The sequence below is a fragment of the Pseudomonas sp. S5F11 genome (assembly GCF_019641515.1).
Taxonomy (GTDB): Bacteria; Pseudomonadota; Gammaproteobacteria; order Pseudomonadales; family Pseudomonadaceae; genus Aquipseudomonas; species Aquipseudomonas rhodesiae.
Window position 1 is genome coordinate 2,149,143 of the sequence record NZ_JAIFJZ010000001.1, and the last position, 19,842, is coordinate 2,168,984.

Here is a 19,842-nt window from a genome sequence, read left to right on the forward strand (position 1 = left end):
GCGTCCTGACCCTTTATACGGCCATCAGGTCCTTTTCTTTTTCTTCGGTTGCCTGAGTGATCTTCGCCTCGGCTTCCTTGGTCAGCTTGTCGATATCGGCGACGGCACGACGCTCTTCGTCTTCGCTGATTTCCTTGTCCTTGACCAACTTCTTCAGTTCGCCCAAGGCATCACGACGAATGTTACGCACAGCAACGCGCGCATCTTCTGCCGCGCTGCGCGCCTGCTTGGTGAAGCCCTTACGGGTTTCTTCGGTCAAGGCAGGCATGGAGATCAGCAACAACTCGCCCAGGTTGGTCGGGTTGAGATTCAAACCGGCACTCTGGATCGCCTTGTCGACGGCCGCAAGCATGTTGCGCTCGAAGGCCACGACCTGCAGGGTCCGCGAATCTTTGACGGTGACGTTGGCTACGCTGCTCAGCGGCGTATCTGCGCCGTAATACGGCACCATCACACTGCCCAGGATGCTCGGGTGAGCCTTGCCGGTACGAATCTGGCCGAATGCGTGGCTCAGAGACTCCAGGGATTTCTGCATACGCGCTTGGGCGTCTTTCTTGATTTCATTGATCATTGTTGGCCTTCCTCGATCAGAGTCCCTTCCGCACCGCCATGTACGATATTCAGCAGGGCGCCGGGCTTGTTCATGTTAAATACGCGCAGCGGCATCTTGTGGTCGCGGCACAGGCAAATAGCCGTCAGGTCCATCACACCCAGCTTGCGATCCAGCACTTCATCGTAGGTCAGATGATCGAACTTCTCGGCATGCGGGTCTTTGAATGGATCTGCGGTGTACACACCATCCACTTTGGTGGCCTTGAGCACCACGTCTGCATCGATTTCGATAGCACGCAGGCAAGCCGCCGAATCCGTGGTAAAGAATGGGTTACCTGTGCCGGCGGCGAAGATCACCACTTCTTTGGAGTTCAGGTGGCGCATGGCTTTACGACGATCATAGTGATCGGTCACGCCCACCATGGAGATCGCCGACATCACGATGGCTGAGATGTTGGCGCGCTCCAGAGCGTCGCGCATGGCCAGAGCGTTCATCACAGTGGCCAGCATCCCCATGTGGTCACCGGTGACCCGATCCATACCGGCAGCACTAAGTGCCGCGCCACGGAACAGATTGCCACCGCCAATCACCAGGCCCACTTGCACGCCAATGCCGACCAGTTGGCCGACTTCCAGCGCCATGCGGTCGAGCACCTTGGGATCAATCCCAAACTCTTCCGAGCCCATCAGGGCCTCGCCGCTGAGCTTGAGTAGAATGCGTTTATAGCGAGCCTGATAACCACTGCCCTGCTGAGCCATTGCGAATCTCTCCTGCGGCGTATTTTTCAAAAATTCTTGGCGAGCCGTTTACGGCTTGCGTTCACTCTAGCTGGACGCTATCACAGCGCCATCGGAACACGGCTTTGTAAGCCAGTTCCGAAAGGAAACCAAATAAAATTGGCCTTCCCATTTGAAAAGAGGCTGCGCGCGTGAGCGGGCAGCCTCTTTCGGGCGACAGTTAAAACTGTCTTATTGCTTGGCGGCAGCCAGCTGGGCAGCAACTTCTTCAGCGAAGTTGTCGACCGGCTTCTCGATGCCTTCGCCTACTTTGAAGTAAGTGAAGGAAACGATTTCAGCGCCGGCTTTTTTAGCCAGCTCGCCAACCTTGATTTCAGGGTTCTTGACGAACGCCTGCTCAACCAGGCTCGCTTCGGCCAGGAACTTGCTGATACGGCCTTTAACCATATTCTCAACAATGTTTTCTGGCTTGCCTTTGATTTTTTCTTCGTTCAGCTGCAGGAACACAGCTTTTTCACGCTCGATGGCTTCGGCAGATACTTCCGAAGGCAGCAGGAACTCAGGGTTGCTGGCTGCGACGTGCATCGCGATGTCTTTGGCCAGCTCAACGTTGCCGCCCTTCAGGACAACCGCAACACCGATCTTGTTACCGTGCAGGTAACCACCCACTACATCACCCTCAACGCGGACCAGGCGACGGATGTTGACGTTTTCGCCAACCTTGCCGACCAGTACCAGACGGGCAGCTTCTTGAGCTTCGATCAGAGGCTCGACAGTGGTCAGCTTGTCAGCGAACGCTTTTTCAACGCTATCGGCAACGAATGCTTTGAAGTCGTCCTGCAGAGCCAGGAAGTCGGTCTGGGAGTTCACTTCCAGCAGAACGGCGGATTTGCCGTCTTCTTTCAGAGCGATGGCGCCTTCAGCGGCAACGTTGCCTGCTTTCTTGGCAGCCTTGATGGCGCCGGAAGCACGCATGTCATCAATGGCTTTTTCGATGTCGCCGCCAGCCTTGGTCAAGGCTTTTTTGCAATCCATCATGCCTTCGCCGGTACGCTCGCGCAGTTCTTTAACCAACGCTGCAGTAATCTCTGCCATTTCAAAATCCTCTTGGATAGGTTTTCAACCATTCCACCCGATTAAACGGGCGATCAATTCTTCTCGAACCACCCCTTGTAGGCCGCTGCACGTTACAGATGATGTAGCTGCGCTGCCGACAAATGGTTTTCGAGGGGGCAAAAAGGGGGCCAAGCCCCCTTTTTGCTTACTGAGTCAACGCCAGGGCGTCAATTACTCAGCGGCAGCTACCGGAGCTTCTTCAACGAACTGCTCGGTACCACCAGCAACGTGGTTGCGACCACGGATTACAGCGTCAGCCATCGAACCCATGTACAGCTGGATAGCGCGGATTGCGTCATCGTTGCCTGGGATGATGTAGTCAACGCCTTCCGGGCTGCTGTTGGTATCGACTACGCCGATAACAGGGATGCCCAGCTTGTTGGCTTCGGTGATCGCGATGCGCTCGTGATCAACGTCGATAACGAACAGTGCGTCAGGCAGACCGCCCATGTCCTTGATACCACCCAGGGAACGATCGAGCTTTTCCAGGTCACGGGAGCGCATCAGCGCTTCTTTCTTGGTCAGCTTGGCGAAAGTACCGTCTTCGGCTTGTACTTCAAGGTCACGCAGACGCTTGATGGAAGCACGGATGGTTTTGAAGTTGGTCAGCATGCCGCCCAACCAGCGGTGGTCGACGTACGGCGAACCGCAACGTGCTGCTTCTTCAGCAACGATCTTGCCAGCGGAACGCTTGGTACCGACGAACAGAATCTTGTTTTTGCCCTGGGCCAGACGCTCTACGAAAGTCAGCGCTTCGTTGAACATTGGCAGGGTTTTTTCAAGGTTGATGATGTGGATCTTGTTACGCGCGCCGAAAATGTATTTACCCATTTTCGGGTTCCAGTAACGGGTCTGGTGACCGAAGTGCACACCGGCCTTCAGCATATCGCGCATGTTGACTTGGGACATGATAGTTCCTTAATAAGTCGGGTTTGGCCTCCACGTATCCCAATGACCAACCAGCGGCATCAAGGCCTCCGGCACCCAGGTCATCGTGTCGACACGTGTGTGGATTTAAGCTTTTCGGGGTATCCCCGGAAAGCGGCGCATTTTATACCACACGAAGGGCGAAAACGAAACCTGCAATCACAACTGCCTTGAAGGCCATTCGCGCAACCCTTTGAATTGAGTCCGGATACCCCCACCCTATAGAGAGAAGCGATCGTCAGACCCTCATGACTTGAGAGCATCGTCTGTTAGAATCGCGTTTTTCAGGGCTTGTGTGAATTCTGTAACCTTTTGTCGCACACCCGTAAACCGTTTTGATTTCAGCGCCTCGCGCTAGAGAGAGCCTGTATGACCGTTACTTTGAAAACCGCCGAAGACATCGCCGGCATGCGCGTTGCCGGCAAACTGGCGGCCGATGTGCTGGAAATGATTGCCGAACACGTCAAGCCCGGCGTCACCACCGAAGAACTCGACCGAATCTGCCATGACTACATCGTCAATGTGCAAAAGGCTATCCCTGCCCCGCTCAACTACAAAGGCTTTCCCAAGTCGATCTGCACATCGATCAACCATGTGGTCTGCCACGGCATCCCAGGCGACAAGCCGCTCAAGGACGGCGACACGCTGAACATCGACGTCACCGTGATCAAGGATGGCTATCACGGCGATACCAGCCGCATGTTCCACGTCGGCACCGTGCCGGTCTGGGCCGAGCGCCTGTCCCAGGTCACTCAGGAATGCATGTACAAGGCTATCGAGATCGTCAAACCTGGCTGCCGCTTGGGCGACATCGGCGAAGTGATCCAGAAGCACGCTGAAAAGAACGGCTTTTCGGTGGTTCGCGAGTTCTGTGGCCACGGCATCGGCAAGGTGTTCCACGAAGAACCGCAGATCCTGCACTACGGCCGCGCTGGCACCGGCATGGAGCTCAAGGCCGGCATGACCTTCACCATCGAGCCGATGATCAACCAGGGCAAGGCCGACACCAAGGTGCTGGGCGACGGCTGGACCGCTATTACCAAAGACCGCAAGCTCTCGGCCCAGTGGGAACACACACTACTGGTCACCGAAACCGGCTACGAGATCTTCACCCTGCGCTCGGACGACACCATCCCGCGCGTGTCGGCGTAATTCAAGGCTGCGTTGGTTTTCCCAAACGGTGTTGTGACTGACTCATAGATAGAAAGGAAAGCCGATCGATGCCCCAGGTGGATCCCGAACTCTTCGACCGTGGCCAGTTCCAGGCCGAGCTGGCACTGAAGTCGAGCCCTATCGCCGCGTTCAAAAAAGCCATTCGCCAGGCCCGCGAGGTGCTCGATGAGCGCTTTCGCAAGGGCCGGGATATCCGCCGGCTGATCGAGGATCGCGCCTGGTTCGTCGATAACATCCTGCAAAAGGCCTGGGAACAGTTCACCTGGAGCACTGACGCCGACATCGCCCTGGTGGCGGTCGGCGGCTACGGTCGCGGCGAATTGCACCCGTACTCAGACATCGACCTGCTGATCCTGCTGGACAGTGCAGACCATGAGATCTTTCGCGATTCCATCGAGCGTTTTCTCACACTGTTGTGGGACATCGGCCTGGAAGTCGGCCAGAGCGTACGGTCGGTGGACGAATGCGCCGAAGAGGCCCGTGCCGACCTCACCGTGATCACCAACCTCATGGAGAGCCGCACCATCGCCGGCCCCGAGCGCCTGCGCCAGCGCATGCTCGACGTCACCAGCACGGCGCACATGTGGCCGAGCAAGGATTTCTTCCTGGCCAAGCGCGCCGAACAGAAAGCCCGGCATCACAAGTACAACGACACCGAGTACAACCTGGAACCCAACGTCAAGGGCTCACCGGGAGGGCTGCGGGACATCCAGACCATTCTGTGGGTGGCCCGTCGCGAATACGGCACCCTGAACCTGCGCGCCCTGGCCGGCGAAGGCTTCCTGGTGGAAAGCGAGAATGCGCTGCTGGCCTCCTCCCAGGAGTTCCTGTGGAAAGTGCGCTACGCCCTGCACATGCTTGCCGGGCGCGCCGAAGATCGTTTGCTGTTCGACCATCAGCGCTCCATCGCCTCGCTGCTGGGGTTTGAAGGCGAAGACGCCAAGACCAGTATCGAAAGCTTCATGCAGCAGTACTACCGCGTGGTCATGAGCATTGCGCAGCTGAGCGACCTGATCATTCAGCACTTCGAAGAGGTGATCCTGGCCCCCGAAGACGAAGCGCCGCCGCAACCGATCAATGCGCGCTTCCAGTTGCACGACGGTTATATCGAAGCACGCAGCGACAATGTGTTCCGCCGCACGCCGTTCGCGATGCTGGAAATCTTCGTGCTGATGGCCCAGCAGCCGGAAATCAAAGGCGTGCGCGCCGACACCATTCGCCTGCTGCGGGAAAACCGCTACCTGATCGACGAAGACTTCCGCAACGATATCCGCAACACCAGCCTGTTCATCGAGCTGTTCAAATGCAAGATCGGCATCCACCGCAACCTGCGCCGCATGAACCGTTACGGCATCCTCGGGCGCTATTTACCGGAGTTCGGTTTTATCGTCGGGCAAATGCAGCACGACCTGTTTCATATCTATACCGTCGATGCGCACACCCTGAACCTGATCAAACATCTGCGTAAGTTGCAGTACACCCAGGTATCGGAAAAATTCCCGCTGGCCAGTAAGTTGATGGCCAAACTGCCCAAGCCCGAGCTGATCTACCTGGCCGGGCTGTACCACGACATCGGCAAGGGCCGGCATGGCGATCACTCGGAAATCGGCGCCGTCGATGCCGAGGCTTTTTGCCAGCGTCACCAATTGCCGTTGTGGGACAGCCGCCTGATTGTCTGGCTGGTGCAGAACCACCTGGTGATGTCGACCACTGCCCAGCGCAAGGACTTGTCCGATCCGCAGGTGATCCATGATTTCGCCCAGGTGGTCGGCGATGAAACCCGCCTCGACTACCTATACGTGCTCACCGTCTCCGATATCAACGCCACCAACCCCACTCTGTGGAATTCATGGCGCGCCAGCCTGCTGCGTCAGCTGTACACCGAGACCAAGCGCGCCCTGCGCCGTGGCCTGGAAAACCCAGTGGACCGCGAAGAGCAGATCCGCCGCACCCAAAGTGCGGCGCTGGATATCCTCGTACGCGGCGGCAACGACCCGGACGATGTCGAACAGCTGTGGTCGCAGTTGGGGGACGATTACTTCCTGCGCCACACCGCCGGCGATGTCGCCTGGCACACCGACGCCATTTTGCAGCAGCCTGCCGATGGCGGCCCGCTGGTGTTGATCAAGGAAACCACTCAGCGCGAGTTCGAGGGCGGCACGCAGATTTTCATCTATGCACCGGACCAGCACGACTTCTTCGCCGTGACCGTGGCCGCCATGGACCAGCTCAACCTGAACATCCACGACGCACGGGTGATCACTTCCAGCAGCCAGTTCACCCTCGACACCTACATCGTGCTCGACACCGATGGCGACTCGATCGGCGACAATCCGGCGCGGGTAAAGAAAATCCGCGAAGGCCTTACCGAAGCCCTGCGCAACCCCGACGATTACCCCACCATCATCCAGCGTCGGGTCCCACGCCAGCTCAAGCACTTCGCCTTCGCACCCCAGGTCACCATCTCCAACGATGCCCAGCGCCCAGTCACCGTGCTGGAACTGAGCGCGCCGGACCGTCCGGGCCTGCTGGCGCGCATCGGCGGGATTTTCCTGGAGTTCGACCTGTCGTTGCAGAACGCCAAGATTGCGACCCTGGGCGAGCGCGTGGAGGACGTGTTCTTCATTACCGATGCCGACAACCAACCGTTATCCGACCCCGAGCTGTGCCGACGCTTGCAGGAAGCCATCGTCCAACAGTTGAGCGTGCCCCAGGAGCCGGGCGTTGAACTGACGCGCCTGACGATTTGATACCAGGGGCGGCCCACCGCCCCCTTCGCCGTTTTTAACGCCTTGCACGAGATCCACCGATGAACAACGCCCTGAACCAGCTCCAACCCTACCCGTTCGAAAAGTTGCGCGCCCTGCTGGGCAGCGTGACACCGAACCCGGCGAAGCGCCCGATTGCGCTGTCCATTGGCGAGCCCAAGCACAAATCCCCGCAGTTCGTGGCCGACGCCCTGGCTAATAACCTCGACCAGATGGCGGTGTACCCGACCACCCTAGGCATTCCCGCCTTGCGCGAGGCCATCGGCGCCTGGTGCGAGCGGCGCTTCAATGTACCCAAGGGGTGGCTCGATCCGGCACGCACTATTTTGCCGGTCAACGGTACGCGGGAAGCCTTGTTTGCCTTCACCCAAACCGTGGTCAATCGCAGTGACGACGCACTGGTGGTGAGCCCGAACCCGTTCTACCAGATCTATGAAGGCGCCGCGTTCCTCGCCGGGGCCAAGCCGCACTACCTGCCGTGCCTGGACAGCAATGGCTTCAACCCAGACTTCGACGCGGTTTCGCCGGATATCTGGAAACGCTGCCAGATCCTGTTTCTGTGCTCCCCGGGCAACCCGACCGGCGCGCTGATTCCAGTCCAGACCCTGAAAAAACTCATCGCCCTGGCCGACGAATATGATTTCGTGATCGCCGCCGACGAGTGCTACAGCGAGCTGTATTTCGACGAGCAAACCCCGCCGCCAGGCCTGCTCAGTGCCTGTGTGGAACTGGGTCGCCAGGACTTCAAGCGTTGCGTGGTGTTCCACAGCCTGTCCAAGCGCTCCAACCTGCCAGGGCTGCGCTCCGGCTTCGTGGCCGGTGACGCCGATATCCTCAAAGGTTTCCTGCTGTATCGCACCTATCATGGCTGCGCAATGCCAGTGCAAACCCAGCTTGCCAGCATCGCTGCGTGGCAGGACGAGGCCCATGTGCTGGCCAACCGTGACCTGTACCGCGAAAAGTTCGAAGCCGTGTTAGCCATTCTCAAGCCGGTACTGGACGTGCAGGCGCCGGACGGCGGGTTCTACCTATGGCCGAATGTGCAGGGTGACGACGCTGCGTTCTGCCGCGACCTGTTCGTGGAAGAACATGTGACGGTGGTGCCGGGCTCGTACCTGTCGCGAGAAGTGGACGGGGTCAACCCTGGGGCCGGTCGAGTGCGCCTGGCGCTGGTTGCGCCGCTGGCTGAGTGCGTGGAGGCAGCGGAGCGGATTCGCGATTTCATTCAGCGCCGTCGTTAAGCCAGACGCATCGAGAGCCCGAGGGATGGCAATCCTTCGGGCACCCAATGCTCAGTATTCCAAGCCAATGGGCAGTGATAGCACTTACTTCACCGGCCCCAGGTTCGCTTCACTCATGTCCAGTTCCGCCAACACTTCCCTCAAAACGTCATCACCAATTTGGTGATGACGGCTCAAACTGTATAACTCCAGACGCTGGGCTCGAAGGGCCTTGAGGCGTAATTTTCGCTCCAGCAGGTCCATCTGCTGCGCCAGCGCTTGAGCTTCGGCCGAATCATTGAATACCTCCAACTGATGACGATATTCCGACATCAGGCGCGCTTTAAGCTCGGTGGCCAATGCGGCTTGCGCAGCGTCCTGGCTCTCGCTCTCGGGCGGCTCCTCGGCCTCAAGGGCGTGGATCGCAGCCACGGCCGTCTTTTTCCACGCTTCGCGCACTTCCTTGTGGCGTTTTTCGTCCGGGCTTTTTTCGATGCCCTTTAATAAAAGCGGCAACGCAATACAGGCAGCGATCAGCGACAGCAGAATCACGCCGGCGGCAATGAAGATCAGCAGGTCGCGCTCGGGGAAATCCTTGCCCGGCGCCAGCAGCAGCGGCACCGACATCACACCGGCCAAGGTCACGGCACCGCGGACACCGCCGACGGTCAACAACCAGCAGGACCGGGCAGTCGGTACCAATGTCAGCTCACTTTTCCCACGCAAGCGCCGCAACAGGCCCGACAGGCGCCAGATGCTTTGCACCCAGATAAAGCGCAAAACCACCAGCACCAGAAAGATCGCGATCACGTCCAGGCAGCGATACAGCAAGGTAGGCCACAGCGTCGACTCATGACTCACCACAGCCTTGACGATGTCGGGTAACTGAAGGCCCAGCAGCAGGAAAATCAGGCCATTGAAGGCGAATTCCAGCAACGACCACACGCTGCGGTTGAGTAGGCGCGTGCTGGTCTGGCGCGGCAGCAGGTCGAGCCAGCTTTGCATCATCCCTGCCGCTACCGCAGACAAAATCCCCGACGCCCCCAGGCGTTCGGCCAGCACATAGGCGGCAAATGGCAACAGCAACATAAACACCACATGGGTCGCCGGATCGTCCCAGCCCCGCGCGATCATCCAAGCCCGCAACCGACCGACCACCCAGCTCAAAGCGACGCCCACCGCCAGGCCACCAAGGGCGACAAGCACGAAGGTCAGGCTGGCATCCGCCAGGGAAAAAATCCCGGTCAACGCCGCTGCCAGGGCGAACTTGAAGGTCACCAGGCCCGACGCGTCATTCATCAAGGCCTCGCCCTGCAGCATGTGCATCAGCGGGGTCGGCAACCGATTCTGGGAAATGGCCGACACCGCCACGGCGTCCGTCGGCGACAACACGGCCGCCAGGGCGAAGGCCACCGGCAGCGGGATCGTAGGCAATATCCAGTGGATGAAGTAACCGGCGCCGACCACGGTAAACAGCACCAGCCCCACTGCCAGCGTCAGGATCGGGCCGCGCAGGCGCCACAATTCACGTTTGGGCATGCGCCAACCATCGGAAAACAGCAGTGGCGGCAGGAACAGAAACAGAAACAACTCCGGGTCCAGGGCTACATGCAGCCCCAACGTGGGCCAGGCCAGCAAAGCGCCGGCGGCAATCTGCACCAAGGGCAACGGTAGGGGAATAACACGCCCGACCAGGCGCGAAGCACTGACCAGCATCAGCAGGATAAGAACGGTGTAGGCGGTTTGCATAAGGCGGGGTTCCCGGACAATCGACTCGCAACGACACACATCAGGCAACAACTCGCCGTTGAAGTGCCATATTAGCCGCCTATGCTGCGCGGTGGCTTTTGCACAAAAGTCGCACGGTGCTGACGAGCGGCACCCAAATGCGCTGGGCGTGGCATAATCCCAGACCTTTGACTTTCATCAGCACACTCCATCGGATCAGAGGGGGGCAATTCCTTGACCGCTTCAAGCAAAACGTTGCACCTTTTCGGTATCAAAGCCTGCGACACCATGAAAAAGGCACGTACCTGGCTCGATGAGCACGCCGTGAATTATGAGTTCCATGACTACAAAACGGCCGGTATCGACCGTGAACACTTGACCCAATGGTGCAACGAGCACGGTTGGCAAGTGGTGTTGAACCGCGCGGGCACCACCTTTCGCAAACTCGAAGACGAACGCAAAGCCGATCTCGATCAGTCGAAAGCCATTGAATTGATGCTCGCGCAACCCTCGATGATCAAGCGCCCGGTGCTGGATCTCGGAGACAGAACCCTGATTGGCTTCAAGCCAGACATTTATTCGGCGGCCCTCAAGTAGGCCAGCCCTTTTATTTTTGTAGAGGTAACAGCATGTCCCATTCCCTGTTCAGCCTGGGCTTCGGCGTCGGCACTCAGAACCGCCAAGGCGCTTGGCTGGAAGTGTTCTACGCACACCCCTTGCTCAACCCGTCGGCTGAAATCGTCGCGGCCATCGCACCGATCCTCGGTTACAGCGAAGGCAACCAAGCCATCACCTTCACCGTCACCCAGGCCCTGCAACTGGCGGACGCACTCAAGGGCGTCGATGCGACCCAGGCCGCGCTGCTCAGCCGTCTGGCCGAAAGCCATACGCCGCTGGTCGCCACCCTGCTAGCCGAAGACGCCGCACTGACCTCCACGCCTGAGGCCTACCTCAAGTTGCACCTGTTGTCCCATCGCCTGGTCAAGCCCCACGGCCTGAGCCTGGCCGGCGTGTTCCCGCAACTGCCGAACGTGGCCTGGACCAGCCAGGGCGCGATCGACATCAGCGAATTGGCCGAGCGCCAACTGGAAGCGCGCCTGCGTGGCGAGCTGCTGGAAGTGTTCTCGGTGGACAAGTTCCCGAAAATGACCGATTACGTGGTGCCAGCCGGTGTGCGTATCGCTGACGCCGCGCGCCTGCGCCTGGGCGCCTACGTGGGCGAAGGCACCACCGTGATGCACGAAGGCTTCGTCAACTTCAACGCCGGCACCGAAGGCCCGGGCATGATCGAAGGCCGCGTGTCGGCCGGCGTATTCGTCGGCAAGGGCTCGGACCTGGGCGGCGGTTGCTCCACCATGGGCACCCTGTCGGGCGGCGGCAACATTGTGATCAAGGTCGGCGAAGGCTGCCTGATCGGCGCCAACGCCGGTATCGGTATCCCATTGGGCGACCGCAACACCGTGGAGTCGGGCCTGTACGTGACCGCCGGAACCAAAGTCGCCCTGCTCGACGAGCAGAACCAACTGGTCAAAGTGGTCAAGGCACGCGAGCTGGCCGGCCAACCGGACCTGCTGTTCCGTCGTAACTCCGAGACCGGTGCCGTGGAGTGCAAAACCCACAAATCGGCCATCGAACTGAACGAAGCGCTGCACGCTCACAACTAAGCAGCCACTCGATGCCACTAGTGGGCCGCGCCTTCGCGGTGCGGCCCGCTTATACGAGTCTTGATCATCATGCTTGTGCCCTCCCCCTGGCGCGCCGACTTTCCGGCCATCGCCACCCTGCAACGGCAGGACCAGACCTATCTGGACAACGCCGCCACCACTCAAAAACCCCAGGCGCTGCTGGATGCGATCAGCCATTACTACGCCAATGGCGCAGCCAATGTGCACCGCGCCCAACACTTGCCCGGCGCCCATGCGACCCAGGCTTTCGAAGACAGCCGCAGCAAGGTTGCACAGTGGTTGAACGCAGGTGATAGCGGGCAAATAGTGTTTACCCATGGCGCGACCTCTGCGCTGAACCTCTTGGCCTATGGCCTTGAGCACTTATTCACAACGGGCGATGAGATCGTCATCAGCGCCTTGGAACACCACGCCAATCTGCTGCCGTGGCAGCAACTGGCCAAACGTCGCGGCTTGGAGTTGGTGGTATTGCCGCTCAATGCCGACGGCGTGATCGATGTTGAAGCCGCAGTCGGACTGATCGGCCCCCGCACGCGCCTGCTGGCGGTGAGCCAGTTATCCAATGTGCTGGGGGCCTGGCAACCGCTGGAAACCTTGCTGGCGATGGCCCGGACCCATGGCGCCCTGACCGTGGTGGATGGAGCCCAAGGCATCGTCCATGGTCGGCATGATGTGCAGGCCCTGGGCTGTGATTTCTATGCATTCTCCAGCCACAAACTGTACGGCCCCGACGGCGTTGGCGTGTTGTTTGGCCGCAATGACGCCCTGCACCACTTGCGCCACTGGCAATTGGGCGGCGAGATGGTGCAGCACGCGGACTATCACAGCGCCAGTTTCCGCCCGGCGCCCCTGGGTTTCGAAGCGGGAACGCCGCCGATCGCGGGAGTGATCGGCCTGGGCGCGACCCTGGACTACCTCAGTTCACTGGACCCACAGGCGGTTCTCGCCCACGAAGCCGCTCTGCATGATTACCTGCTGCGCGGCCTGAAGGCCCGCAACGGCGTGCGCGTGCTGGGTTCGCCGCAGGTTGCGCTGGTCAGCTTTGTGGTCGACGGCATCCATAACGCCGACCTCGCGCACTTGCTCACCGAGCAAGGAATTGCCGTACGCGCCGGCCATCACTGCGCAATGCCGCTACTCAAGGCGATGCACTTGTCGGGGGCGATCCGTGTGTCCCTGGCGCTGTACAACGATTCCGACGATCTGGAGCGCTTTTTCGAGGCCCTGGACCAAGCGCTGGATATGCTGCGATGACTCTGCCCGTTGATGCCGTAGAGGCGCTCGAAGCGTTTCAAGCCGTCGGCAGCTGGGAGCAACGCGCGCGCATGCTGATGCAGTGGGGCGAGAGGCTGCCGACCTTGGCGGATAAAGATAAGGTCGACGCCAATCTGGTGCAGGGCTGTGAAAGCCTGGTGTGGTTGGTAGGCCGTTTGGAGAACGGTCATTGGCAGTTTGCCGCCAGCAGCGATGCACGAATGATTCGTGGGTTGGTGGCACTGCTGCTGGCGCGAGTCAACGGGTTATCGACTGCTGAGTTGCAGGGGGTCGACTTGCCCGACTGGTTCAATCAACTCGGGCTTTCCCGCCAACTGTCGCCGTCGCGCAGCAATGGCTTGAATGCAGTCCTGCAGCGCATGCGAACCCTAAGCCAGACACAGAACTAAATGTGAGAGGGCCGGTGCGAGGATTGGACTTGCCCCTCCCACATTTTGATTTGTGCAAGGCCGTGAGATTCAGGTGGGTTTGACCCGCTCCGAAGGCCTGCGCACTCCCGCCACAATTTTGTCCACCGCTTTGGTCGCGGCCACCATGCCGAAGGTGGCCGTGACCATCATCACCGCGCCAAATCCTCCGGCGCAGTCCAGCTTCACGCCATCGCCGACAAAACTCTTCTGCAAACAGATGCTGCCGTCTGGTTTGGGATAGCGCAGTTGCTCGGTGGAAAACACGCATGGCACGCTGTAATGGCGAGTCACGGTGCGGGAGAACCCATAATCGCGGCGCAGCGTGGAGCGGACTTTGGAGGCCAGCGGGTCGTTGAAGGTGCGGTTCAAGTCGCAGACTTGGATCAGCGTCGGGTCGATCTGCCCGCCGGCACCGCCAGTGGTGATGATCTGGATTTTGCGGCGCTTGCACCAGGCAATCAGCGCGGCCTTGGCGTTGACGGCGTCGATGCAGTCGATCACGCAATCGATGTTGGGCGTGATGTACTCGGCCATGGTGTCGCGGGTGACGAAGTCCGCCACCGCATGCACGGTGCAGTCCGGGTTGATGCCGCGCAGGCGTTCGGCCATGACCTCGACCTTGGGCTTGCCCACGGTGCTGTCCAAGGCGTGCAACTGGCGATTGCTGTTGCTGACGCAGACATCGTCCAGGTCAAACAGCGAAATTTCGCCCACCCCGCAGCGGGCCATGGCTTCGGCCGCCCAGGAACCCACGCCGCCCACGCCGACGATCGCCACATGGGCCGCTTTCAAGCGTTGCAGGCCCTCAATGCCATACAAGCGGGCAACGCCTGCAAACCGCGGATCTTCTGTACTCATGACCATTACCCCAAAAACCGGCGCGCATTATAGGGCTACGCAGCGACAAGTTTTAAGCTACAAGCTACAAGTTAAGAACTTAGATGTACTTTCGCTGCCCAATGTCCGGTTTTTCTCGGCTTGCTGTACGGTCAGGGAAAGGCCGGTGTAGGATGCGCGCCGTTCGGCGCAGCCCGGCACCTCATTTCGTTCCACACCCTTTGGAACCCGCATAACCATGGCATCGCGTAAATTTGGACTCAACCTGGTGGTGGTGCTGGCAATTGCCGCGCTGTTCACCGGTTTCTGGGCGCTGATCAACCGCCCGGTCTCAGCCCCCAACTGGCCTGAACAAATCTCCGGTTTTTCCTACTCGCCGTTCCAACAAGGCCAGTACCCCCAGAAAGACCAATACCCCACCGACGAACAGATGCGTCAAGACTTGGCGATCATGAGCAAGCTGACGGACAACATCCGCACCTACTCGGTCGACGGCACCCTGGGGGATATCCCCAAACTGGCGGAAGAATTCGGCCTGCGGGTGACCCTGGGGATCTGGATCAGCCCGGACCTGGAGCGTAACGAACGCGAAATCCAGCGCGCCATCGAGATCGCCAACAACTCGCGCAGCGTCGTGCGCGTGGTGGTGGGCAACGAAGCGTTGTTCCGTGAGGAAATCACGCCCGAGGCGCTGATCGTGCTGCTGGACCGTGTGCGCGCTGCCGTCAAAGTACCGGTAACCACCTCCGAGCAATGGCACATCTGGGAACACAATCCACAACTGGCCAAGCACGTCGACCTGATCGCCGCGCACATCCTGCCGTATTGGGAACATATTCCGGTGGATAAGGCCGGCCAATTCGTACTCGACCGCGCCAAGGATCTGAAGAAGACCTTCCCGAAAAAGCCGCTGCTGCTGTCGGAAGTCGGCTGGCCGAGCAACGGGCGCATGCGCGGTGGGGCTGACGCGTCCCCGGCCGACCAGGCCATTTACCTGCGCACGCTGGTGAACAAGCTCAACCGCCAAGGCTACAACTACTTTGTGATCGAGGCGTTCGACCAGCCGTGGAAGGCCAGCGACGAAGGCTCGGTCGGTGCGTATTGGGGCGTGTTCAACGCCGCGCGCCAGCAGAAATTCAACTTCGAAGGACCGGTGGTGGCGATTCCGCAATGGCGCGTGCTGGCTATCGGTTCGGTGGTGCTGGCGCTGCTGTCCCTGACCCTGCTGATGATCGACGGCTCGGCCCTGCGCCAGCGCGGCCGCACGTTCCTGACCTTTATTGCGTTCCTGTGCGGTTCGGTGCTGGTATGGATCGGCTACGACTACAGCCAGCAATACAGCACCTGGTTCAGCCTGACCGTGGGCTTTTTGCTGGCGCTCGGCGCCCTTGGCGTGTTCATCGTGTTGTTGACCGAAGCCCACGAACTGGCCGAAGCGGTATGGACCCACAAACGTCGGCGTGAATTCCTGCCGGTGGTCGGCGATTCGGACTACCGCCCAAAAGTATCGATCCATGTGCCGTGCTACAACGAGCCGCCGGAGATGGTCAAACAGACCCTCGACGCCCTGGCCGCGCTCGATTACCCGGACTACGAAGTCCTGATCATCGACAACAACACCAAGGACCCGGCCGTGTGGGAACCGGTGCGCGACTATTGCGCCACCCTCGGGCCGCGCTTCAAGTTCTTCCACGTCGCGCCCCTGGCCGGTTTCAAGGGCGGTGCGTTGAACTACCTGATTCCGCACACCGCCAAAGACGCCGAAGTGATCGCCGTGATCGACTCGGACTACTGCGTCTCGCCCAACTGGCTCAAGCACATGGTGCCGCACTTCGCAGCCCCGAAAATCGCTGTGGTGCAGTCGCCGCAGGATTATCGCGATCAGAACGAAAGCACCTTCAAGAAGCTCTGCTATGCGGAATACAAAGGCTTCTTCCATATCGGCATGGTGACCCGCAACGACCGCGACGCGATTATCCAGCACGGCACCATGACCATGACCCGCCGCTCGGTGCTCGAAGAACTGGGCTGGGCCGACTGGTGCATCTGTGAAGACGCCGAACTGGGCCTACGGGTATTCGAGAAAGGTCTGTCGGCGGCGTATTACCACGACAGCTACGGCAAAGGTCTGATGCCGGATACCTTTATCGACTTCAAGAAGCAGCGCTTCCGCTGGGCCTACGGCGCGATTCAGATCATCAAGCGTCACACCGCCAGCCTGCTGCGCGGCAAGGACACCGAACTGACCCGTGGCCAGCGCTATCACTTCCTGGCGGGCTGGTTGCCTTGGGTGGCGGACGGCATGAACATCTTCTTTACCGTCGGCGCGCTGTTGTGGTCGGCGGCGATGATCATCGTACCGACCCGGGTCGACCCGCCATTGCTGATTTTCGCGATTCCGCCGTTGGCGCTGTTCGTATTTAAGGTGGGCAAGATCATCTTCCTGTACCGCCGTGCGGTGGGCGTGAACCTCAAGGACGCGTTCTGCGCGGCCCTGGCCGGGCTGGCGTTGTCCCACACCATCGCCAAGGCGGTGCTGTATGGCTTCTTCACCACCAGTATTCCGTTCTTTCGTACACCGAAAAACGCGGATAACCACGGCTTCTGGGTCGCGATTTCCGAAGCCCGCGAAGAAATGTTCATCATGCTGTTGTTGTGGGGCGCCGCGCTGGGGATCTACCTGGTGCAGGGCCTGCCGAGCAATGACATGCGCTTCTGGGTGGTGATGTTGCTGGTACAGTCCCTGCCGTACGTGGCGGCGCTGATCATGGCGTTCTTGTCGTCGCTGCCGAAACCGGCGCCGGCGCCACAGCCCGCTCCGGCCGCGTAAAAACTTGCGCAATGCACTAAACGGCGGCCTCTGGCCGCCGTTTTGCTATAAGATAACGGCCGTTTTGTCTGCCCGCCCTGCTCTTCCAAACATGCTTTCCGGAGTTTTCCCATGACGGCCCATGCCGACCTTTCGCCCACCCTTCAACTTGCCATCGACCTGATCCGCCGCCCCTCGGTGACGCCGATCGACGCCGATTGCCAGAAGCTGATGATGCAGCGCCTGGGCGACGCCGGCTTCAAACTTGAGCCGATGCGCATCGAAGACGTGGACAATTTCTGGGCCACCCACGGTAAGCATGAAGGCCCAGTGCTGTGCTTCGCAGGCCACACCGACGTGGTCCCGACCGGCCCGGTGCAGGCCTGGCAGAGCGACCCGTTCGACGCCTTGATCGACGAAAACGGCATGCTCTGCGGGCGTGGTGCAGCCGACATGAAAGGCAGCCTGGCGGCGATGTTGGTAGCGTCCGAGCGCTTCGTCGCCGATTACCCGGACCACAAGGGTTCGGTGGCCTTCCTGATCACCAGCGATGAAGAAGGCCCGGCACACCACGGCACCAAAGCCGTGATCGAACGCCTGGCAGCGCGCAAGGAGCGCCTGGACTGGTGCATCGTCGGCGAACCGTCAAGCACCACGCTGGTCGGCGATGTGGTCAAGAACGGCCGTCGCGGCTCCCTCGGCGCGACCCTGACCGTGCGCGGCGTGCAAGGCCACGTGGCCTATCCGCACCTGGCGAAGAACCCGATCCACCTGGCCGCGCCGGCCCTGGCCGAACTGGCCGCCGAGCATTGGGATGACGGCAACGCGTTTTTCCCGCCCACCAGTTTCCAGATTTCCAACCTCAATTCCGGCACCGGCGCCACCAACGTGATTCCCGGCGAGCTGACGGCGGTGTTCAATTTCCGTTTCTCCACCGAGTCCACCGTGGAGGGTCTACAGCATCGCGTTGCGCAGATTCTCGACAAGCACGGCCTGGACTGGCACGTGGAATGGGCGCTGTCGGGTCTGCCGTTCCTGACCGAACCGGGCGCCCTGCTCGATGCCGTATCGGCCAGCATCAAGGCAGTCACCGGTCGCGAGACCCAGGCGTCCACCAGCGGCGGCACTTCCGATGGCCGCTTCATTGCGACCCTCGGCACCCAAGTGGTCGAGCTGGGGCCGGTCAACGCGACCATCCACCAGGTCAATGAGCGCATTCTGGCCAGCGACCTCGATGTGCTGACCGAAATCTATTATCAGACCCTGATCAAGTTGCTCGCCTGATGCTCGCCTGCCCCCTTTGCAGCGCCCCGCTCAACGCGGTGGACAATGGCGTGGCGTGCCCGGCCGGGCACCGTTTCGACCGGGCACGCCAGGGTTACCTGAACCTGTTGCCGGTACAGCACAAGAACAGCCGTGACCCGGGTGACAACCTGGCCATGGTCGAGGCGCGTCGCGACTTCCTCAACGCCGGGCACTACGCCCCGGTGGCCAAACGCCTGGCCGAACTGGCCGCAGAACGTGCGCCGCAGCGCTGGGTGGACATCGGCTGTGGCGAGGGCTACTACACCGCGCAAATCGCCGAGGCCCTGCCCCATGCCGACGGCTACGCGCTGGATATCTCCAAGGAAGCGGTCAAACGTGCGTGCAAGCGCAACCCGGCGCTGACCTGGTTGATCGCCAGCATGGCCCGCGTGCCGTTGGCCGACGCCAGTTGCCAGTTCCTGGCCAGCGTATTCAGCCCGTTGGACTGGCAGGAAGCCAAGCGCCTGCTAAGCCCTGGCGGCGGCTTGATGAAGGTCGGTCCTACCAGTGGTCACCTGATGGAGCTACGTGAACGTCTGTACGACGAAGTGCGCGAATACACCGACGACAAGCACCTGGCCCTGGTGCCGTCGGGCATGAGCCTGGCGCACAGCGAGATCCTGGAATTCACACTGAGCCTGGCCGATCCCAAGGACCGCGCCAACCTGCTGGCCATGACACCCCACGGCTGGCGGGCCAGTGCCGAGCGCCGCGCCGAAGTGATCGAGGCGGCCGAGCCGCTGAAGGTCACGGTGTCGATGCGCTACGATTATTTCGTGCTTCAATAACCGACTTTATTTTCGCGAATGGATTTTCGAATCCCGCAACGAGGAACATCCATGCGCCAACCCGATATCGAGATTTACCTGAAGGACGCCGACGTCGACCACAAAGCCATCGCCGCCTGGCTGGGCGCGGCCCTGGGGCCATGCAGCGACTGGGTCCAGAAAGGCCAGACCTACAAGTGCAAGGCCGGCAACGTGCCTGTCACCTGGCTGCCCAAGGCCGTCGGCAAGTGGAACAGTCTGTACCTGGAAAGCGACCAGACCCCATGGGACGACGACATCGCCTGCGCCCGCGCCGCATTTGCCGCGCTGAACGTGGAAGTGCGCTGCGCGCCGGGCACGTGGGTCGAGGAAGAAGGTGAAGAAAGCGCCGACATATGGATTCGCATCAGCGCAGACGGCGAAGAGCAGATTACTTGGAGGACGGGTTGAAAAGCAGCTTCAAGCTGCAAGCGGCAAGCGGCAAGCGGCAAGCCAAAGCGCTTGTAGCTTGCCGCTTAAACCTGCCACTCAG

17 protein-coding genes are annotated in these 19,842 nt (G+C 60.4%); 11 read left to right on the forward strand and 6 right to left on the reverse strand.

All coding sequences use genetic code 11. The features are described 5' to 3' along the window. Window positions 1-13: 13 nt before the first annotated feature. The 4 genes from frr to rpsB all read right to left on the reverse strand — a co-directional run bounded on the left by frr (window position 14) and on the right by rpsB (window position 3,315). Window positions 14-571: a ribosome recycling factor gene (gene frr / locus K1567_RS09540; protein WP_034096240.1), complete on the reverse strand. Its 558-nt coding sequence runs from the start codon at window positions 569-571 to the stop codon at window positions 14-16. Next, window positions 568-1,311 carry a UMP kinase gene (pyrH, locus tag K1567_RS09545; protein WP_003189161.1) on the reverse strand — a complete coding sequence of 248 codons (744 nt, stop codon included), beginning with the start codon at window positions 1,309-1,311 and terminating at the stop codon, window positions 568-570. Before pyrH ends, frr begins: the two co-directional genes overlap by 4 nt. A gap of 210 nt (window positions 1,312-1,521) precedes the next feature. Then, the gene (tsf, locus tag K1567_RS09550) at window positions 1,522-2,385 is read right to left on the reverse strand and encodes a translation elongation factor Ts (RefSeq protein WP_034096239.1); all 864 of its coding nucleotides are present in this window, start codon (window positions 2,383-2,385) and stop codon (window positions 1,522-1,524) included. Window positions 2,386-2,577: 192 nt separating this feature from the next. Further along, complete coding sequence (rpsB, locus tag K1567_RS09555; protein WP_003189158.1) at window positions 2,578-3,315, reverse strand: 30S ribosomal protein S2; 738 nt, start codon at window positions 3,313-3,315, stop codon at window positions 2,578-2,580. Window positions 3,316-3,702: 387 nt separating this feature from the next. Between rpsB and map the strand changes: the two genes are divergently transcribed. From map to dapC, 3 genes are all read left to right on the forward strand, one after another. Further along, a complete protein-coding gene (gene map / locus K1567_RS09560) occupies window positions 3,703-4,485 on the forward strand; it encodes a type I methionyl aminopeptidase (RefSeq protein WP_034096238.1) in 783 nt (260 codons plus the stop codon). A gap of 68 nt (window positions 4,486-4,553) precedes the next feature. Then, a complete protein-coding gene (locus tag K1567_RS09565) occupies window positions 4,554-7,256 on the forward strand; it encodes a [protein-PII] uridylyltransferase (RefSeq protein ID WP_034096237.1) in 2,703 nt (900 codons plus the stop codon). A gap of 59 nt (window positions 7,257-7,315) precedes the next feature. Next, window positions 7,316-8,515 (forward strand): succinyldiaminopimelate transaminase, encoded by a 1,200-nt coding sequence (gene dapC / locus K1567_RS09570; RefSeq protein WP_184336262.1) that lies wholly within the window; start codon window positions 7,316-7,318, stop codon window positions 8,513-8,515. An 84-nt stretch (window positions 8,516-8,599) separates the two neighbouring features. Here the strand turns inward: dapC and K1567_RS09575 are convergent, their stop codons facing one another. After that, entirely contained in the window at window positions 8,600-10,243 is a 1,644-nt protein-coding gene (locus tag K1567_RS09575; RefSeq protein ID WP_034096235.1) for a Na+/H+ antiporter, read from the reverse strand. Between the two features lie 267 nt (window positions 10,244-10,510). Between K1567_RS09575 and K1567_RS09580 the strand changes: the two genes are divergently transcribed. From K1567_RS09580 to K1567_RS09595, 4 genes are all read left to right on the forward strand, one after another. Next, window positions 10,511-10,819, forward strand: coding sequence for an arsenate reductase (locus tag K1567_RS09580; RefSeq protein WP_231980866.1), 309 nt, complete (start codon window positions 10,511-10,513; stop codon window positions 10,817-10,819). Window positions 10,820-10,851: 32 nt separating this feature from the next. Then, entirely contained in the window at window positions 10,852-11,886 is a 1,035-nt protein-coding gene (gene dapD, locus K1567_RS09585) for a 2,3,4,5-tetrahydropyridine-2,6-dicarboxylate N-succinyltransferase (RefSeq protein ID WP_034096233.1), read from the forward strand. A gap of 69 nt (window positions 11,887-11,955) precedes the next feature. Further along, the gene (locus K1567_RS09590) at window positions 11,956-13,161 is read left to right on the forward strand and encodes an aminotransferase class V-fold PLP-dependent enzyme (protein ID WP_034112161.1); all 1,206 of its coding nucleotides are present in this window, start codon (window positions 11,956-11,958) and stop codon (window positions 13,159-13,161) included. Beyond that, on the forward strand, window positions 13,158-13,571 hold the full coding sequence (locus K1567_RS09595) for a SufE family protein (RefSeq protein ID WP_220698408.1): 414 nt from the start codon (window positions 13,158-13,160) through the stop codon (window positions 13,569-13,571). Before K1567_RS09590 ends, K1567_RS09595 begins: the two co-directional genes overlap by 4 nt. 69 nt (window positions 13,572-13,640) lie before the next feature. Here K1567_RS09595 and tcdA read toward each other — a convergent pair whose 3' ends face one another. Further along, window positions 13,641-14,450: a tRNA cyclic N6-threonylcarbamoyladenosine(37) synthase TcdA gene (tcdA, locus tag K1567_RS09600; protein WP_052448339.1), complete on the reverse strand. Its 810-nt coding sequence runs from the start codon at window positions 14,448-14,450 to the stop codon at window positions 13,641-13,643. 217 nt (window positions 14,451-14,667) lie between these two features. Between tcdA and K1567_RS09605 the strand changes: the two genes are divergently transcribed. From K1567_RS09605 to K1567_RS09620, 4 genes are all read left to right on the forward strand, one after another. Continuing rightward, on the forward strand, window positions 14,668-17,259 hold the full coding sequence (locus tag K1567_RS09605) for a glycosyltransferase (protein ID WP_169867430.1): 2,592 nt from the start codon (window positions 14,668-14,670) through the stop codon (window positions 17,257-17,259). 111 nt (window positions 17,260-17,370) lie between these two features. Then, complete coding sequence (gene dapE, locus K1567_RS09610; RefSeq protein ID WP_099312715.1) at window positions 17,371-18,522, forward strand: succinyl-diaminopimelate desuccinylase; 1,152 nt, start codon at window positions 17,371-17,373, stop codon at window positions 18,520-18,522. Then, window positions 18,522-19,331, forward strand: coding sequence for a putative RNA methyltransferase (locus K1567_RS09615; protein ID WP_034096227.1), 810 nt, complete (start codon window positions 18,522-18,524; stop codon window positions 19,329-19,331). The genes dapE and K1567_RS09615 overlap by 1 nt, the downstream gene beginning before the upstream one ends. A 51-nt stretch (window positions 19,332-19,382) precedes the next feature. After that, entirely contained in the window at window positions 19,383-19,760 is a 378-nt protein-coding gene (locus tag K1567_RS09620) for a hypothetical protein (protein ID WP_034096226.1), read from the forward strand. Window positions 19,761-19,842 lie beyond the last annotated feature (82 nt).

Bases quoted from the DNA above. Each gene is read 5' to 3' on its own strand.
- frr (WP_034096240.1), bottom strand. From the start codon at position 571: ATGATCAATGAAATCAAGAAAGACGCCCAAGCGCGTATGCAGAAATCC.
- pyrH (WP_003189161.1), bottom strand. From the start codon at position 1,311: ATGGCTCAGCAGGGCAGTGGTTATCAGGCTCGCTATAAACGCATTCTA.
- tsf (WP_034096239.1), bottom strand. From the start codon at position 2,385: ATGGCAGAGATTACTGCAGCGTTGGTTAAAGAACTGCGCGAGCGTACC.
- rpsB (WP_003189158.1), bottom strand. From the start codon at position 3,315: ATGTCCCAAGTCAACATGCGCGATATGCTGAAGGCCGGTGTGCACTTC.
- map (WP_034096238.1), top strand. From the start codon at position 3,703: ATGACCGTTACTTTGAAAACCGCCGAAGACATCGCCGGCATGCGCGTT.
- K1567_RS09565 (WP_034096237.1), top strand. From the start codon at position 4,554: ATGCCCCAGGTGGATCCCGAACTCTTCGACCGTGGCCAGTTCCAGGCC.
- dapC (WP_184336262.1), top strand. From the start codon at position 7,316: ATGAACAACGCCCTGAACCAGCTCCAACCCTACCCGTTCGAAAAGTTG.
- K1567_RS09575 (WP_034096235.1), bottom strand. From the start codon at position 10,243: ATGCAAACCGCCTACACCGTTCTTATCCTGCTGATGCTGGTCAGTGCT.
- K1567_RS09580 (WP_231980866.1), top strand. From the start codon at position 10,511: ATGAAAAAGGCACGTACCTGGCTCGATGAGCACGCCGTGAATTATGAG.
- dapD (WP_034096233.1), top strand. From the start codon at position 10,852: ATGTCCCATTCCCTGTTCAGCCTGGGCTTCGGCGTCGGCACTCAGAAC.
- K1567_RS09590 (WP_034112161.1), top strand. From the start codon at position 11,956: ATGCTTGTGCCCTCCCCCTGGCGCGCCGACTTTCCGGCCATCGCCACC.
- K1567_RS09595 (WP_220698408.1), top strand. From the start codon at position 13,158: ATGACTCTGCCCGTTGATGCCGTAGAGGCGCTCGAAGCGTTTCAAGCC.
- tcdA (WP_052448339.1), bottom strand. From the start codon at position 14,450: ATGAGTACAGAAGATCCGCGGTTTGCAGGCGTTGCCCGCTTGTATGGC.
- K1567_RS09605 (WP_169867430.1), top strand. From the start codon at position 14,668: ATGGCATCGCGTAAATTTGGACTCAACCTGGTGGTGGTGCTGGCAATT.
- dapE (WP_099312715.1), top strand. From the start codon at position 17,371: ATGACGGCCCATGCCGACCTTTCGCCCACCCTTCAACTTGCCATCGAC.
- K1567_RS09615 (WP_034096227.1), top strand. From the start codon at position 18,522: ATGCTCGCCTGCCCCCTTTGCAGCGCCCCGCTCAACGCGGTGGACAAT.
- K1567_RS09620 (WP_034096226.1), top strand. From the start codon at position 19,383: ATGCGCCAACCCGATATCGAGATTTACCTGAAGGACGCCGACGTCGAC.